Source organism: Candidatus Azoamicus ciliaticola (genome assembly GCF_902860225.1).
GTDB lineage: Bacteria > Pseudomonadota > Gammaproteobacteria > UBA6186 > Azoamicaceae > Azoamicus > Azoamicus ciliaticola.
Map to the genome: position 1 here is coordinate 156,732 of NZ_LR794158.1, position 15,469 is coordinate 172,200.

11 protein-coding genes, 3 tRNA genes and 3 rRNA genes are annotated in these 15,469 nt (G+C 29.9%); 5 read left to right on the plus strand and 12 right to left on the minus strand.

Annotated elements, in window-relative coordinates:
- Position 1 precedes the first annotated feature (1 nt).
- Genes ESZ_RS01010 through ESZ_RS01020 form a run of 3 tightly spaced genes read left to right on the plus strand, consistent with a single transcriptional unit; the run spans position 2 to position 4,299 of the window.
- Positions 2 to 1,996, plus strand: a complete 1,995-nt coding sequence (locus tag ESZ_RS01010; RefSeq protein ID WP_176604933.1) for a phenylalanine--tRNA ligase subunit beta — start codon at positions 2 to 4, stop codon at positions 1,994 to 1,996.
- A 7-nt stretch (positions 1,997 to 2,003) separates the two neighbouring features.
- On the plus strand, positions 2,004 to 2,684 hold the full coding sequence (locus ESZ_RS01015) for a hypothetical protein (RefSeq protein ID WP_176604934.1): 681 nt from the start codon (positions 2,004 to 2,006) through the stop codon (positions 2,682 to 2,684).
- Between the two features lie 40 nt (positions 2,685 to 2,724).
- The gene (locus ESZ_RS01020; RefSeq protein WP_176604935.1) at positions 2,725 to 4,299 is read left to right on the plus strand and encodes an Rne/Rng family ribonuclease; all 1,575 of its coding nucleotides are present in this window, start codon (positions 2,725 to 2,727) and stop codon (positions 4,297 to 4,299) included.
- A gap of 38 nt (positions 4,300 to 4,337) precedes the next feature.
- Here the strand turns inward: ESZ_RS01020 and rrf are convergent.
- The 6 genes from rrf to tyrS all read right to left on the minus strand — a co-directional run bounded on the left by rrf (position 4,338) and on the right by tyrS (position 10,546).
- A 5S ribosomal RNA gene (rrf, locus tag ESZ_RS01025) occupies positions 4,338 to 4,446 on the minus strand.
- Between the two features lie 8 nt (positions 4,447 to 4,454).
- A 23S ribosomal RNA gene (locus ESZ_RS01030) occupies positions 4,455 to 7,365 on the minus strand.
- Positions 7,366 to 7,462: 97 nt separating this feature from the next.
- Positions 7,463 to 7,535 (minus strand) — tRNA-Ala (locus ESZ_RS01035).
- A gap of 10 nt (positions 7,536 to 7,545) precedes the next feature.
- Positions 7,546 to 7,620: transfer RNA gene (locus ESZ_RS01040), tRNA-Ile, on the minus strand.
- Positions 7,621 to 7,664: 44 nt separating this feature from the next.
- A 16S ribosomal RNA gene (locus ESZ_RS01045) occupies positions 7,665 to 9,206 on the minus strand.
- The 16S, 23S and 5S rRNA genes sit together here with 2 tRNA genes alongside, the layout of an rRNA operon.
- A 146-nt stretch (positions 9,207 to 9,352) precedes the next feature.
- Complete coding sequence (gene tyrS, locus ESZ_RS01050; RefSeq protein ID WP_176604936.1) at positions 9,353 to 10,546, minus strand: tyrosine--tRNA ligase; 1,194 nt, start codon at positions 10,544 to 10,546, stop codon at positions 9,353 to 9,355.
- Between the two features lie 8 nt (positions 10,547 to 10,554).
- Here tyrS and ybeY point away from each other — a divergent pair, with 8 nt between their 5' ends.
- Entirely contained in the window at positions 10,555 to 10,971 is a 417-nt protein-coding gene (gene ybeY, locus ESZ_RS01740) for an rRNA maturation RNase YbeY (protein WP_176605064.1), read from the plus strand.
- Here ybeY and ESZ_RS01060 read toward each other — a convergent pair.
- The 6 genes from ESZ_RS01060 to sdhC all read right to left on the minus strand — a co-directional run bounded on the left by ESZ_RS01060 (position 10,925) and on the right by sdhC (position 14,541).
- Positions 10,925 to 10,996, minus strand: a tRNA-Val gene (locus ESZ_RS01060). The genes ybeY and ESZ_RS01060 overlap by 47 nt on opposite strands.
- Entirely contained in the window at positions 10,987 to 11,253 is a 267-nt protein-coding gene (gene rpsT / locus ESZ_RS01065) for a 30S ribosomal protein S20 (RefSeq protein WP_176604937.1), read from the minus strand. The genes ESZ_RS01060 and rpsT overlap by 10 nt, the downstream gene beginning before the upstream one ends.
- Positions 11,254 to 11,354: 101 nt before the next feature.
- Positions 11,355 to 12,059 carry a succinate dehydrogenase iron-sulfur subunit gene (locus tag ESZ_RS01070; RefSeq protein ID WP_176604938.1) on the minus strand — a complete coding sequence of 235 codons (705 nt, stop codon included), beginning with the start codon at positions 12,057 to 12,059 and terminating at the stop codon, positions 11,355 to 11,357.
- A 9-nt stretch (positions 12,060 to 12,068) separates the two neighbouring features.
- Entirely contained in the window at positions 12,069 to 13,832 is a 1,764-nt protein-coding gene (sdhA, locus tag ESZ_RS01075) for a succinate dehydrogenase flavoprotein subunit (protein WP_176604939.1), read from the minus strand.
- Positions 13,829 to 14,179, minus strand: a complete 351-nt coding sequence (gene sdhD / locus ESZ_RS01080; RefSeq protein ID WP_176604940.1) for a succinate dehydrogenase, hydrophobic membrane anchor protein — start codon at positions 14,177 to 14,179, stop codon at positions 13,829 to 13,831. Before sdhD ends, sdhA begins: the two co-directional genes overlap by 4 nt.
- Complete coding sequence (sdhC, locus tag ESZ_RS01085) at positions 14,176 to 14,541, minus strand: succinate dehydrogenase, cytochrome b556 subunit (RefSeq protein WP_176604941.1); 366 nt, start codon at positions 14,539 to 14,541, stop codon at positions 14,176 to 14,178. Before sdhC ends, sdhD begins: the two co-directional genes overlap by 4 nt.
- A gap of 162 nt (positions 14,542 to 14,703) precedes the next feature.
- Between sdhC and ESZ_RS01090 the strand changes: the two genes are divergently transcribed.
- A complete protein-coding gene (locus ESZ_RS01090) occupies positions 14,704 to 15,468 on the plus strand; it encodes a CbbQ/NirQ/NorQ/GpvN family protein (protein WP_176604942.1) in 765 nt (254 codons plus the stop codon).
- The last annotated feature ends 1 nt before the right edge of the window (position 15,469 follow it).

A 15,469-nucleotide genomic window follows, 5' to 3' on the forward strand; every position in this document is an offset into this window, starting at 1 on the left:
CATGAAAATAAGTATCAAGGCATTGTATTATTTGCTTAATAAAAAAACAAATATATCAAAACTAGTTGAAAAATTGAATATCTTAGGTTTTGAATCTAATATAATTGAAAATTACTTAGACATAAATGTTCCATATAATAGACATGATTGTAATAATTTTGTTAGCATTTTAAATGAAATTAAAAATTTTGATAAAAATTTTTCAATTAAATTATTTGAAAATGAAAATGAAAATCAAAATAAAATAAGTAATAATATTGATATTAAAATTATTAACAAAAACTTTTGTCCAATTTATTCGTATAAAATAATAGGTAATTTAAATATTATAAAAAGCATTCCAAATTATATAAAAGAGACTTTAAAACTTAATAATATTAATAGTGTTAATAGTTTAGTAGATATATTAAATTATTCTACAATAATAACTGGGCAGCCATTTCATTGTTATGATTTAAACTGTTTAGATAAAGAAATTAATATAATTAAAACTGAAACACTTTTAAATTTTAATACAATCAATGGGCTGGAAATTAAATTGCCGAAAGACATTTTTGTTATAAAATCTAAAAAAGAAATAATATCAGTACCAGGAATAATAGGATCTTTTAATTCTAAAGTTTGTGAAAATACAAAAAAAATTCTATTAGAAAGCGCTTTTTTTGATTATAGCGAAATAAAAAATATAGAAGATAAGTTAAATATTTCTACTGACGCTTCAAAACGTTTTGTAAATAAAATAGATTTTAATTTAACATTAAAAGCATTAAATTACGTTTCTAGTCTTGTAGTCAAAATACTAAAATCTAATATTATTTGCACTGGCTTTAAAATAGAAAAAAAAAATCTACCACAAAATAAAAAAATAAAAGTAAATAAATTTTTTTTTCTTACTTTACTAAATAATAATTTAAATAATGAAGTTTTTTCTAATTGCATAGATAATATTTTTTTAAAAAAAAAAATATCAAAAACTTTTATAACTTTTGATATACCAAATAATAGAAAAGATTTAGAAATAAATGAAAATATTTTTTCAGAAATATTGAAATTATATGGATATAATAATGTTTTGCCAACAAAATTGAAAAATGCTTTTTCAAACAAAAACATAGATGATGAGTTTAATTATAAAATAGCATATTTTTTAAAAAATATGGGATTTAACGAAATAATATCTTATAGTTTTGTAGATTCTAAAATTGAAAAACTTTTAAATTTTGATGATAATTTTGTTTATATAAAAAATCCAATATCTGAAAAAATGGATGTTATGCGCCAAACTTTAATACAAGGTTTAATAAAAACAGTAACATTTAATGTAAATAGAAAAAATAATAAATTAAAATTATTTGAAATTGGAAGCATTTACAAAAAATGCAAAAATAAAAAATTTGAAGCAGAAAATAACTTATCATTATTGATAACTGATAAAATTAATAAAGACAACGACTTTTTTTATATGAAAAATATTGTAATCAATTTATTGAAAAACTTATTTAACATAGAAGAAATTGATCTTATAGAAAAGAAATATGTTTTTTTAAATAAAAGAATTAGTTTATCTATTTTATACAATAATGAAGAACTAGGTTTTATCGGATTAATTAGAAAAGACTTATTAAATTTTTTTGATTTAAAGCAAGAAATCTATTATTGTTCGTTATTTCTAGATAAGATAAATATTAACTTTTTAAATTTTTTCGAAGAGATTTCTAAATTTCCATACGTTATGCGTGATTTGTCACTTATATTTAAAACAAATATCTTTTATAAAGATATAATTAATTTTATTAAAGATTTAAAAATAAATAATTTAACAAAAATATCTTTTTTAGATTTTTATAAAATAGATGATATTAATAAAAGTTTAACATTAAGATTTAAGTTTTGTAGCAAAATAAGAACGTTGCTTGATACAGAAATTTCTGATTCCATGGAAATTATTAATAAACATTTAAAAATTAAATTTAACATAGAAATTAAAAAGCAATAACATTTTTATGAAAATAAATTCATTATGTATAGAATTGGCTTTAGATTTTTGTTCAATTACTTTGAAAAATTATAATAAACTTTATTACAAAGAATACATAAATGTTTCGCAAAATACAAAAACTATAATCCAGGCAATAGATTTAATTTTATTAGAAAGCAATATGCGTTATAAAGATATTGACTTTATAGTTTTTGGGGATTATCCAAATAATTTAATGAACTCAAAAGCAATAAGTATTATTATTAAAAGTTTATTTTTTACTTGGAAAATACCTATAATGAAAATTAATTCTTTATTAACATTAAGTTTAGAAATATTTTCTCTATATGAAAATAATTCTATATTAATATTCATTGAAACTAATGAAAATACATTACTTTATTGTAAATGTATTTTTGAAAAAAAAAAATTATTAAATTTTAATATTAAAGAATTAATTTCTATAAAAGAATTTGAAGAAAAAAATTTAAATAATTTTATATTAATTATAAATTGTGATAAAAAAATTGTTGATTTTTTAAAATCTAATTATAGATTTATGAAAATTGAAGAAAATATTTTACCAAAATCTTTATATACAAACTTAATTATCGAAGAATTAATTTTAAAAAAAAAAGAATTGAATCATAACAATATTAAACTGTCTTATTTAATAAAAAATTCATTTATTAAATATAAATATTGATTACGATTATACATTTTAAATAATAATTAACTAATAAATGATGAAAAAAATACTAATAAATACAAACGAATTTAACGAGACACGCTTAGCTGTTTTAGAAGACGATTTTTTATTTAACTTAGAAATTGAAAATAAAAAATTAATTCCAAAAAAAGGTAATATATATAAAGGTGTCATAACCAAAGTTGAACCTAGCTTAGATGCAGTTTTTGTAAATTATGGCGAAAATAAAGAAGGATTTTTGCCGTTCAAGGAAATAATAAAGGACTATGTTAATTTCAATAAATCTAGTAAAAATTTATTGACAAAGGGCAAGGAAATATTAGTACAAATAGAAAAAGAAGAAAGAAAAAATAAAAGCGCAGCGTTAACAACATATATAAGTTTAGCTGGATTTTATTTAGTTTTAATGCCCAGTAGTTCCAATTTAGAAGGGATATCTAGACATATAGAAGGTGAAATGAGAAATAATTTAAAAGATAAACTAACAAATATAAGCATACCAGATGATATGGGAATAATAGTTAGAACAGCAGGTATAAGTAAAAGTTTGGAAGAGTTAAAATGGGAATTGAATGTTTTACTAGCTCAATATAATCTAATTAAAAATTCCAGTAAAATTTTTAAAGCTCCATGCTTAATTCATGAAGAAAGCGATTTAATAGTAAGATCTGTTAGAGATTATTTACGTTCAGATATAGAAGAAATAATAGTTGATAATATTAAAACTTTTAATTATTTATATAAATATTTAGTTAATATAAATTCTGATTTTGTTAGTAAGATACGTTTATATTGTGAAAATATGCCCTTATTTAGCAAATATAAGGTTGAACAACAAATTGAATTGGCATTTAAACGTGAAATATTTTTACCTTCTGGAGGATCCATTATTATAGATCATACTGAAGCATTAGTTTCTATAGATGTAAATTCAGCAAAATCTAACAGATGTCTAGATATAAAGGAAACAGCGTTACAAACAAATTTAGAAGCTATAAATGAAATAGCCAGACAAATGAGATTAAGGGATTTAGGCGGATTAATAATAGTTGATCTAATAGACATGCCAGATAATAATAGTCAGAAAACAATAGAAAAAAAAATAAAAGAATTAATTTTATTTGACAGAGCCAAAATCCAAATAGGTAAAATATCTAAATTTGGATTGTTAGAAATGTCTAGACAAAGAATACGTCAATCTTTATCAGAATCAAATCAAGAAGTATGTGATAAATGTAATGGAAATGGCAAGGTTTATAACATAGAAACACTTAGCAATAAAATATTAAGAGCGATTGAAGAAGAATCTTATAATACAAATCAAATAAATATAGAAGTTAATATAAAGTTAATGGTTTATTTATTAAATTTGAAAAAAATAGAACTGTTAAGAATAGAAAAAGTTCAAAATATCAAAATAATAATTATACCAAATGATCAATTATCTTTATTGGATTATAAAATATATAAGTTAAAACTTTCTCAAAAAAATAAATATAAAGAAATGATTAAAAATAATAATATAAAGGGGAAAAAAAATGTAGGAATTAATGTAAAAAACGACTCTCATGTATCATCAATTGTAAAAGCAATTATCAAAATAATAAAATAATAAAATAATAAAATAAATATCAACGTAAAAAAGAAAATGTCTGGCAGCGACTTACTTTCGCACTTTCGTACTATCATCAGCGCAGCATAGTTTAACTTCCGAGTTCGGGATGGTATCGGGTGGGTCCTATGCGCTATAGCCACCAAACAAAATGTATGGTCAAAACTCACGGTCAATTAGTACAGGTTTGCTCAACATCTCACAATGCTTACACATCCTGCCTATCAAAGTCGTAATCTTCAACAGACCTTTAGAAGGATTAAATCCTTAGGGAAAACTTATCTTGAGGTTGGCTTCCCGCTTATATGCTTTCAGCAGTTATCCTATCCGTACTTAGCTACCCGGCAATGCAATTGGCATCACAACCGGAACACCATTGGTACGTCCACTCTGGTCCTGTCGTACTAAGAGCAGGTCCTCTCAATTTTCCAACGCCCACGGCAGATAGGGACCGAACTGTCTCACGACGTTCTAAACCCAGCTCGCGTACCACTTTAAATGGCGAACAGCCATACCCTTGGGATCTTCTTCAACCCCAGGATGTGATGAGCCGACATCGAGGTGCCAAACACCCCCGTCGATATGAACTCTTGGGGGGTATAAGCCTGTTATCCCCGGCGTACCTTTTATCCGTTGAGCGATGGCCCTTCCATGCAGAACCACCGGATCACTAAAACCAACTTTCGTTCCTGTTCGACTTGTGTGTCTCACAGTCAAGCATCCTTATGCTTTTGCACTCATAACATGATTTCCGACCATGTCGAGGATACCTTCGCGCTCCTCCGTTACTCTTTAGGAGGAGACCGCCCCAGTCAAACTACCTACCATACAATGTCCGTTTTCCGGATTACGGAAAATGTTAGAACCTTAAATAAACTAGGGTGGTATTTCACCATTGACTCCACAAAAACTAGCGTCTTTGCTTCAAAGTCTCCCACCTATCCTATACAAATTTATTCAAAATTCAATGTAAAGCTATAGTAAAGGTGCACGGGGTCTTTCCGTCTTGCCGCAGGTACACTGCATCTTCACAGCAAATTCAATTTCACTGAGTCTCGGGTGGAGACAGTATGGCCATCGTTACGCCATTCGTGCAGGTCGGAACTTACCCGACAAGGAATTTCGCTACCTTAGGACCGTTATAGTTACGGCCGCCGTTTACCGGGGCTTCTATCAATAGCTTCACTTCTATAAAAAGAAGTTAACCACATCAATTAACCTTCCGGCACCGGGCAGGCGTCACACTCTATACGTCCTCTTGCGAGTTTGCAGAGTGCTGTGTTTTTATTAAACAGTCGCAGCCACCTGGTATTTTCAACCACTTTAAGCTTCATTTTGCTAGAAAACTAACTAAAAGTGGCGCACTTTCTCTCGAAATTACAGTGCCATTTTGCCGAGTTCCTTCACCCGAGTTCTCTCAACGCCTTAGTATTCTCTACTTGTCTACCTGTGTCGGTTTGTGGTACGGATTAATAATACTTAACCTTAGAGGTTTTTCTTGGAAGCATAGCATAAATTACTTCATTATCCCAAAGGATAACTCGTACTCTCACCTCAAATAAATGTACCCGGATTTTCCAAAGTACACATTCTACATGATTGAACTATCAAAACCAACTGATAGCTAACCTAGCTTTCTCCGTCACCCCATCGAAATATTACTAAGTACAGGAATATTAACCTGTTGTCCATCGACTACTCTTTTCAGCCTCACCTTAGGACCGACTAACCCTGCTCCGATTAGCGTAGAACAGGAAACCTTAGACTTCCGGCGTATAGGTTTTTCACCTATATTATCGTTACTCATGTCAGCATTCGCACTTCTGATACCTCCAACATATCTCTCAATACATCTTCTACGGCCTACAGAACGCTCCTCTACCAATATATAAAATATATTCCGTAGCTTCGGTGCGCAGTTTTAGCCCCGTTAGATCTTCCACGCATGAAAACTAGACCAGTGAGCTGTTACGCTTTCCTTAGAGGGTTGCTGCTTCTAAGCCAACCTCCTGGCTGTCTACGCTCTCACACTTTGTTTCCCACTTAACTGCGACTTTGGGACCTTAGCTTACGGTCTGGGCTGTTTCCCTTTCCACCATGGACCTTATCACCCACAGTGTGTCTCCAATACTATTCTTCCTGGTATTCGGAGTTTGCATCAACTTGATAAGCCAATTACGACCCTCTAATTGAAACAGTGCTCTACCCCCAGGAGAAAAAATATTAGGCACTACCTAAATAGTTTTCGAGGAGAACCAGCTATCTCCGAGCTTGATTAGCCTTTCACTCCTATCCACAACTCATCCCCTAATTTTTCAACATTAGTGGGTTCGGACCTCCAATACATGTTACTGTATCTTCACCCTGGTCATGGATAGATCGCTCGGTTTCGGGTTTATTCATTGAAACTAAACGCCCTATTAAGACTCGATTTCTCTACGCCTACGTTAACACTTAAGCTCGCTACAATGAATAACTCGCTGACCCATTATACAAAAGGTACGCAGTCACTAGATAAATCTAGCTCCTACTGCTTGTATGCATACAGTTTCAGAATCTATTTCACTCCCCTAACAGGGGTTCTTTTCACCTTTCCCTCACGGTACTAGTTCACTATCGGTCAATAGGTAATATTTAGCCTTAGAGGATGGTCCCCCTATTTTAAATCAAGATACCACGTGTCTCGATCTAATTAATTAGTAAGAAATGTGAAAATAAATTTAATATACGTGACTATCACACAATTTTGTTTATTTTTCCAAATAATTCTACTATAAATTTTCATAACAATTTCTTACACGGCTAATCCAATTTCGCTCGCCACTACTCTCAGAATCTCAATTGATTTATATTCCTTTAGGTACTTAGATGTTTCAGTTCCCTAAGTTCGCTTTGTTATTCTATATATTCAAATAACAATACCTTAAATTAAGGTGGGTTTCCCCATTCGGAAATCTCCGGCTATAACGCTTATTTGAAAGCTTACCGAAGCTTTTCGCATTCTATAACGTCCTTCATCGCTTCCTATTGCCAAGGCATCCACTATATGCACTTATTCATTTGACCATACAAAAAAAAATTAAATAACGACAATAATGCAACATACAATAATGCAGTATACAATAAATATTAAAAATTATAAACAGAATAAACCTATTTAACATGGAGCCAGTCGGAATTGAACCGACGACATCCTGATTGCAAAACAGGTGCTCTACCAATTGAGCTATGGCCCCAAATAAATGATGGGTCTGGGAGGAATTGAACCACCGACCCCACCCTTATCAGGGGTGTGCTCTAACCAATCTGAGCTACAGACCCTACTAAAATAATAAGATACCTATTTTTAATTGAGTTAAATACTATAAGGAGGTGATCCAGCCGCAAGTTCCCCTACGGCTACCTTGTTACGACTTCACCCCAGTCATGAATCATACCGTGGCAACTACCCCCAAAAAAGTTAAGCACATTGCTTCTGGTACAATTCACTCCCATGGTGTGACGGGCGGTGTGTACAAGGCCCGAGAACGTATTCACCGTGGCATTCTGATCCACGATTACTAGCGATTCCAACTTCATGGAGTCGAGTTGCAGACTCCAATCCGGACTACAATTGACTTTAAAAGATTTGCTCCACCTCGCGATTTCGCGACCCTTTGTATCAACCATTGTAGCACGTGTGTAGCCCTACCCATAAAGGCCATAATGACTTGACGTCGTCCTCACCTTCCTCCGGATTATCGCCGGCAGTTTCCTTAAAGTGCTCAACATTACTTGTTAGTAACTAAGGATAAGGGTTGCGCTCGTTACGGGACTTAACCCAACATCTCACAACACGAGCTGACGACAGCCATGCAGCACCTGTCATCCAATTCCCTAAGGCACCCAAATATCTCTACTTGGTTTTGGAGATCAAGGGTAGGTAAGGTTCTTCGTGTAGCATCGAATTAAACCACATGCTCCACCGCTTGTGCGGGCCCCCGTCAATTCCTTTGAGTTTTAACCTTGCGATCGTACTCCCCAGGCGGAAAACTTAACGCGTTAGCTACGCCACTAAACATATATAAATGCCTAACAGCAAGTTTTCATCGTTTACAGCGTGGACTACCAGGGTATCTAATCCTGTTTGCTCCCCACGCTTTCGTGTTTCAGTGTCAGTATTTGTCCAGGAAGTCGCCTTCGCCACTGGTGTTCCTTCCGATATCTACGCATTTCACCGCTACACCGGAAATTCCACTTCCCCCTACAATACTCTAGATAAAAAGTATTAAATGCAATTCCTAGGTTACGCCCAGGGATTTCACATCTAACTTTTTTAACAACCTACACACCCTTTACGCCCAATAATTCCGATTAACGCTTGCACTCTCTGTATTACCGCGGCTGCTGGCACAGAGTTAGCCAGTACTTCTTCTGCAACTAACGTCAATCATATTAGATATTAGCTAATATAACTTCTTCATTGCTGAAAGTGCTTTACAACCCTAAGGCCTTCTTCACACACGCGGCATTGCTGGATCAGGCTTTCGCCCATTGTCCAATATTCCCCACTGCTGCCTCCCGTAGGAGTCTGGGCCGTATCTCAATCCCAGTGTGGCTGATCATCCTCTCAGACCAGCTACGGATCGTAACCTTGGTAGGCCTTTACCCTACCAACTAGTTAATCCGACGTAAGCTCCTCTGAAAGCGCAAGGCTTAAAAAGTCCCCTGCTTTTTCCTTAACGGAGATATGAGGTATTACTTAATGCTTCCATTAACTATTCCTCTCTCTCAGGTAGATTCCTACGCATTACTCACCCGTCCGCCACTCGTCAGCATCTTCCGAAAAAGACCTGCTACCGTTCGACTTGCATGTGTAAAGCATGCCGCCAGCGTTCAATCTGAGCCAGGATCAAACTCTTCGATTTTAAATACACAAATTAATAAACTCAAAAAAATAGGTATCATTAATTTAATAGAACTATAAGCTACAACTTTAAAAAAGCTTCGCTAATAAGATATAACACATGATAACATTATATATTTAATAGTCAATATAATTTTATAAAAAAAGCTAATTTTTTTTCAAAAAAATTTTAAAAAACTGTTTCTTACCAAATTTCAAATAATAAACAACATTAAAATCAAAAATATACGACTTATCAATAATGATTTTTCCATTTATCTCTATAGATTTACAAGATAAAAACCTTTTAAAATCAGATTTACTAGAAACAACAGAAAGAGTAAATAAAACATCATATAAATAAACTGGGAAAAAATCAAAATTTAAATTTGTAACATTAATATCAACTGGGAAAATTTTCTTTGAAAAAATGTCAAAAAATTTATTTTTTGACAATTCTGCACTACTCTCGTTATGAATTAAACAAACAATTCTATAAGCTAAAAAACTTTTTAATTTCATAGGATTATCAAAAGATAAAATAAATGATTCATGATCCTTTAAATCCAAAATATCCAAATAGATTAAATAATCCTTAATTAAAAAATCTGGTATAGACATAACTTTACAAAAAACATCATACGCATCATCATTTAAATTAATACAATTATGCAAACTTTTAGACATCTTATTTTTTCCATCTGTACCTAATAAAAGTGGCATCATCAAACAAATTTGATTTTTTTGAAAAAATTTTTTTTGAACTTCTCTGCCAATCAAAAAATTAAATTTTTGATCAATTCCACCTATTTCTAAATCAACATCTAAAAATACAGAATCATAAGCTTGTAATAAAGGGTAAACAAATTCATTAATAAAAATTGGCGAATTTGAATCAAATCTATTTTTAAAATCATTTCGCTCTAACATTCTAGAAACGGTTGAAAATGAAAGAAGTTTAATAAAATTATCAAAAATAAAAAAATTATACCATGAAGAATTAAAATAAATATTTGTCAAATCTGGCAATAAAAATTTGCAAATCTGAGAATGATAATTTTTATAATTTGAAATAATTTTTTCTCTGCTTAAAGCCGGCCTGGCTGTATTTTTACCAGAAGGATCTCCAATCATTGCTGTGAAATCGCCAATTATAATATTAACTCTAAAACCTAATTCTTGTAATTTACGCAATTTCAAAATAATAACTAAATGCCCTAAATGTAAATCACTTGTTGTTGGATCAAATCCAATTTTTATAATAAAATTACTTTTTAAAGAAATTAAATTTTTTAATTCATCTAATGAAACAACTTCTAAAGAAGATGATATAATGGTTTCTATAATTTTATCAACAGACATAAAATAAAATGAAAGTAAACATAATAAATAAAACACCAAACAAAATTAAAAATAAAATACTAGACACAGCAAAGTATATATTAAAAAATAAAAAAAATAAAACAATAAATATTAAAATAACAAACGAAAAAAATATAAAAATTTTAAATAAGAAATACAGAGGAAAAAATAAAACAACAGACGTATTAACATTCAAAAACGAAAATATAAAAATACATAACGACATAGGAACGATAATACTATGTCCTGAAATAATGAAAAAAACACAAAAAAAAAATCATTGGCAAAAAACATTAATACATAGCATACTGCATATACTAAATTATAATCATATAAAAAACAAAGACTTTATAATAATGTCAAAAATAGAAAAAAAAATAGGCATGAGTGGAATCGAACCACCAACAATCACCACGTCAAAGTGACACTCTACCATTGAGTTACATGCCTATTTTTTTTAATCTCAAAAATAATCTACTTTTCAATCTATTTGCTTTGTTTTTATGAAAAACACCCTTAGTTACACTCTTATCTATTTTAGAAGTAGCTAAACTATACGCTTTCAAAGATAAAGCTAAATCCTTAATAATTAACGACTTAAGAAATTTTTTCACATAAGTTCTAACTATAGAAACAGTCATTTTATTAATAAGCTTACGCTTATTATTTTGTTTTATACGTTTAATTGATTGCTTTAAATTAGCCAATTTAAAAACTCCAAAAAAAACTTAAATATATTTAATATCACATATGATATTAAATATATATTTAAAAAGCAATTAAAAAATTACAATCAATTAAAAATATACTAAATTTTATGTTTTAACATCTCCATTCTTAATTCTGATATAGCTTTAGCAGGATTTAACCCTTTAGGGCAAACATATGTACAATTCATAATAGTTCTACATCTAAAAATATTAAATTTATCATCTAATTCTAACAAACGTTCTCTCTTCTTAGAATCTCTACTATCATTAACAAATCTAGCACTTTGCAAACACGCGGCAGGTCCTAAAAACTTGTCAGGATTCCACCAATAAGAAGGACACGAACTAGTACAACATGCACACAATATGCATTCATATAAGCCATCTAACTTTTCTCTTTCTTCCTTTGATTGTAAATTTTCAGCACTATAAGAAACAGTAGAATCTGTTTGTAAAAATGGGTTTACTTTCTTATATTGATTATAAAAATTAGTTAAATCTACTACTAAATCACGAATAACTGGCATACCAGGTAATGGTCTCAAAACAACTTTATCTTTTAATGATGCTAATGAAGTTATACATGCTAATCCATTTTTACCATTTATGTTCATAGCATCAGATCCGCAAACACCTTCTCCACATGATCTACGAAAAGTCACAGTTTCATCAATATGTTCTTTTATAAAAATTAAAGCATCTAATAACATAACGCCATCACAATCAGATGGATTAATATTAAAATCTTGCATTTTATAATCAGAACTTTCTTTATAATTATAACGATAAACAGAAATTAACATAAAAAAATCCTAATATTTTCTAATTATAGGCTTAAAAGGTTCAACTAAAGAAGGTTTCATATTAACAGGTCTGTATTTCATAGTATCATCTGCAAAAATAATAATATGTTTTAACCAATTTTCATCATCTCTGTTAGTATAATCTTCTCTTGAATGAGCACCTCTACTTTCAGTTCGTTTATTTGCGCAAATTGCTGTAGCTGTAGCAACTGAAATAAGATTTTCCAATTCAAAAATTTCTATCCTAGCCATATTATAAGCTAACCCATGATCATTTAACTTAACATCTGCTAAACTATCACGCAAGGATAAAATCTTTTTCAACCCTTTTTCCATGAATTTTCCAGTCCTAAAAACACCAAAATCAGCTTGCATAACCTTTTTCATTTCAGAACGTATTTTAGCTGCTTGTAATGTTCCTCTACTATTTTCAAGTTTAAAAAATCTACTGGCAGCTTTTTCAACATTAGATGGTTTAATCAAAGTTTCTGAATCAATATTATTATAATTACTTATAAAATGATCACCTGCAGCTCTACCAAAAACAATTAAATCTAACAATGAATTTCCGCCCAATCTATTTGCGCCATGCACTGACACACAAGCGCATTCTCCAACTGCGTATAACCCATTAACAATTTTATCAACGCCATTAGAATCAACAGTTATAACCTGCCCAAACATATTTGTTGGTACACCACCCATCATATAATGACATGTAGGTACAACAGGTATAGGCGTCTTAATTGGATCCGAATTTGCAAAAGTTATAGACAACTCTCTTATTCCCGGTAAAAATGTCTTTATAACATCTTCCCCTAAATGATCAAGTTTTAAAAATACATGATCTTTTCTAATTCCACACCCACGACCTTCTCTTATTTCTAAGGACATGGATCTAGCAACAACATCTCTAGAAGCTAAATCTTTTGCATTTGGTGCGTAACGTTCCATAAATCTTTCGCCATTACAATTTACCAAATAACCACCTTCGCCTCTACAACCTTCAGTTACTAAAACACCTGACCCAGCAATGCCTGTTGGATGAAATTGCCACATTTCCATGTCTTGAATAGGAAATCCAGCTCTTAAAACCATACCAATACCATCCCCAGTGTTTATAATAGCGTTAGTTGTTGATTGAAATATTTGACCACTGCCGCCAGTAGCTAATATAACAGATTTTCCACGTAAAAAACTTAATTCACCGGTTTCAATACAAATGGCAATAACACCAACTATAGAACCACTATCACTTTTTACTAAATCTAAAGTATACCACTCGTTAAAAAATATAGTATTATGCTTCAAATTTTGTTGATATAAAGTATGCAATAAAGCATGTCCTGTTCTATCTGCTGCTGCTGATGTTCTAGTTGCTTGACCGCCCTTACCAAAATCCTTAGATTGGCCACCAAAAGGTCTTTGATAAATTTTACCATTTTCTAATCTAGAAAATGGTAACCCCATATGTTCCAATTCATAAACTACTTCTCTACCATTTCTACACATATATTCAATACAATTTTGATCACCAATATAGTCAGAACCTTTAATTGTATCAAACATATGCCATAACCAATTATCATCATCAACATTACCCAAAGCAGCAGTTATTCCACCTTGAGCAGAAACAGTATGCGATCTAGTAGGAAAAACTTTAGAAACAAGCGCTACCTTAAATCCAGCTTTAGCTAATTGCAATGAAGCTCTCATTCCAGCTCCTCCAGCTCCAATAACAACCGCATCAAAAGAATGTTCTGGTATATTCATTTAAAACCCCAAAGAATCTGCATTATAAAAAATACATAAGATAATAAAACAAAATTAATTAAAAAATCTAAAAACACCCTTGAAAAAGTTCCTTTTATATAATCTGTAACAATAATTCCTATTCCAATACTTGAATGTAAAACTAAACTAAACACAAATAAAATAGAAAAAACCTTAAAATAAAAACAAGAAAATAAATTAGAAAAAACTAAATAATTAACCTCTCCATTAAGCTTTAACGAAAAAAATAAAAACAAAAAATAAAAACCTATATATATTGCAGTAAAACGCTGTAAAATCCATTCTCTTAACCCACTTTTCATTCCAGAATTACTTAATATAATCATACTAAAACACTCAAAAAAATTAACAATACAGATAAAATTAAAGCAAATAATGAAAAATTACTACTAGAAGTTTTACCTTCAAAATAACCAAGGTCCATAATAATATGTTTTACCCCCATAATAAAATGATAAATAAATGAAGATAAAAAAATAAAAAGAAAAAACTTTATATAAAAAGAATCAAAAAGATTTTTAGCTAACAAAAAAGAACTTTCCGAAGCTAAAGAAATTTTCAAAAAATATAAAAATATCGGTATACACAAAAATAAAAAAAGTCCAGTTACTCTATGAACTATAGATGTCATAGCAGTAATAGGAAATTTTATAAAAAATAAATTTAAAAATATATGTTTACTTTTCACGTTTCACCATATAAAAAATAATAAATAATTATCATTATTATTAATAATAATATATTTATTTTATAACAAAAAAGTACATTTGATCAATACAAAATAAAAAAATTAATCAAAATAAAATAGATAAAGTTTAAAAAAAATAATAAAATAAAAATAAAAATAAAAATGTACTACAAAGAAATAAATAACGAAAAAAATATATTTAAAAACACCTTTGAAGAAAAAATACCTTTAATGATAAAAGGGCCTACAGGATGTGGTAAATCACGATTTGTTGAAAAAATGGCAAAAGAATTAAATTTAGAAATAATTCAAGTAGCTTGTAATGAAGAAACATCTGCTGTTGATCTTCAAGGAAGATACATAATACAATCAGGTAATACTGTATGGCAAGATGGGCCAGCAACAACTGCTGTGAAAAACGGATGTATATTATATTTAGATGAAATATCTGAAGCAAAAGAAGATGTTATAGTTGTAATACATCCTCTAGCAGATCATAGAAGAGAATTATATTTAGATAAAAAAAATGAAAAAATTAAAGCACACAACAATTTCATGCTAGTAGCAAGCTACAATCCAGAATATCAAAACAAAATTAAAGATTTAAAAACTTCTACTAAACAACGATTCATAACTTTACAATTTAATTACCCACCTGAAAATATAGAATCTGAAATTATACATTGCGAGACAGGTATAAACAAAAATATAGCAGAAAAACTATCTAGATACGCAAAAAAACTTAGAAATTTACAAAATTTAGACCTATTAGAAACAGTTTCAACTAGATTATTGATCAATACTGCTAAATTAATAAAGTCTGGCATAGATATTAAAACATCTTACATAACAGGTATAATACAAGTTTTAACAGATGATCAAGAAACACAAATAAGTTTAAAAGATATAATGAATTTAATAATATGAT

What these genes read in the sequence shown, in the direction of transcription:
- ESZ_RS01010 (WP_176604933.1), top strand. Translation starts at nt 2, where the DNA reads ATGAAAATAAGTATCAAGGCATTGTATTATTTGCTTAATAAAAAAACA.
- ESZ_RS01015 (WP_176604934.1), top strand. Translation starts at nt 2,004, where the DNA reads ATGAAAATAAATTCATTATGTATAGAATTGGCTTTAGATTTTTGTTCA.
- ESZ_RS01020 (WP_176604935.1), top strand. Translation starts at nt 2,725, where the DNA reads ATGAAAAAAATACTAATAAATACAAACGAATTTAACGAGACACGCTTA.
- tyrS (WP_176604936.1), bottom strand. Translation starts at nt 10,546, where the DNA reads ATGTCTGTTGATAAAATTATAGAAACCATTATATCATCTTCTTTAGAA.
- ybeY (WP_176605064.1), top strand. Translation starts at nt 10,555, where the DNA reads ATGAAAGTAAACATAATAAATAAAACACCAAACAAAATTAAAAATAAA.
- ESZ_RS01070 (WP_176604938.1), bottom strand. Translation starts at nt 12,059, where the DNA reads ATGTTAATTTCTGTTTATCGTTATAATTATAAAGAAAGTTCTGATTAT.
- sdhA (WP_176604939.1), bottom strand. Translation starts at nt 13,832, where the DNA reads ATGAATATACCAGAACATTCTTTTGATGCGGTTGTTATTGGAGCTGGA.
- sdhD (WP_176604940.1), bottom strand. Translation starts at nt 14,179, where the DNA reads ATGATTATATTAAGTAATTCTGGAATGAAAAGTGGGTTAAGAGAATGG.
- ESZ_RS01090 (WP_176604942.1), top strand. Translation starts at nt 14,704, where the DNA reads ATGTACTACAAAGAAATAAATAACGAAAAAAATATATTTAAAAACACC.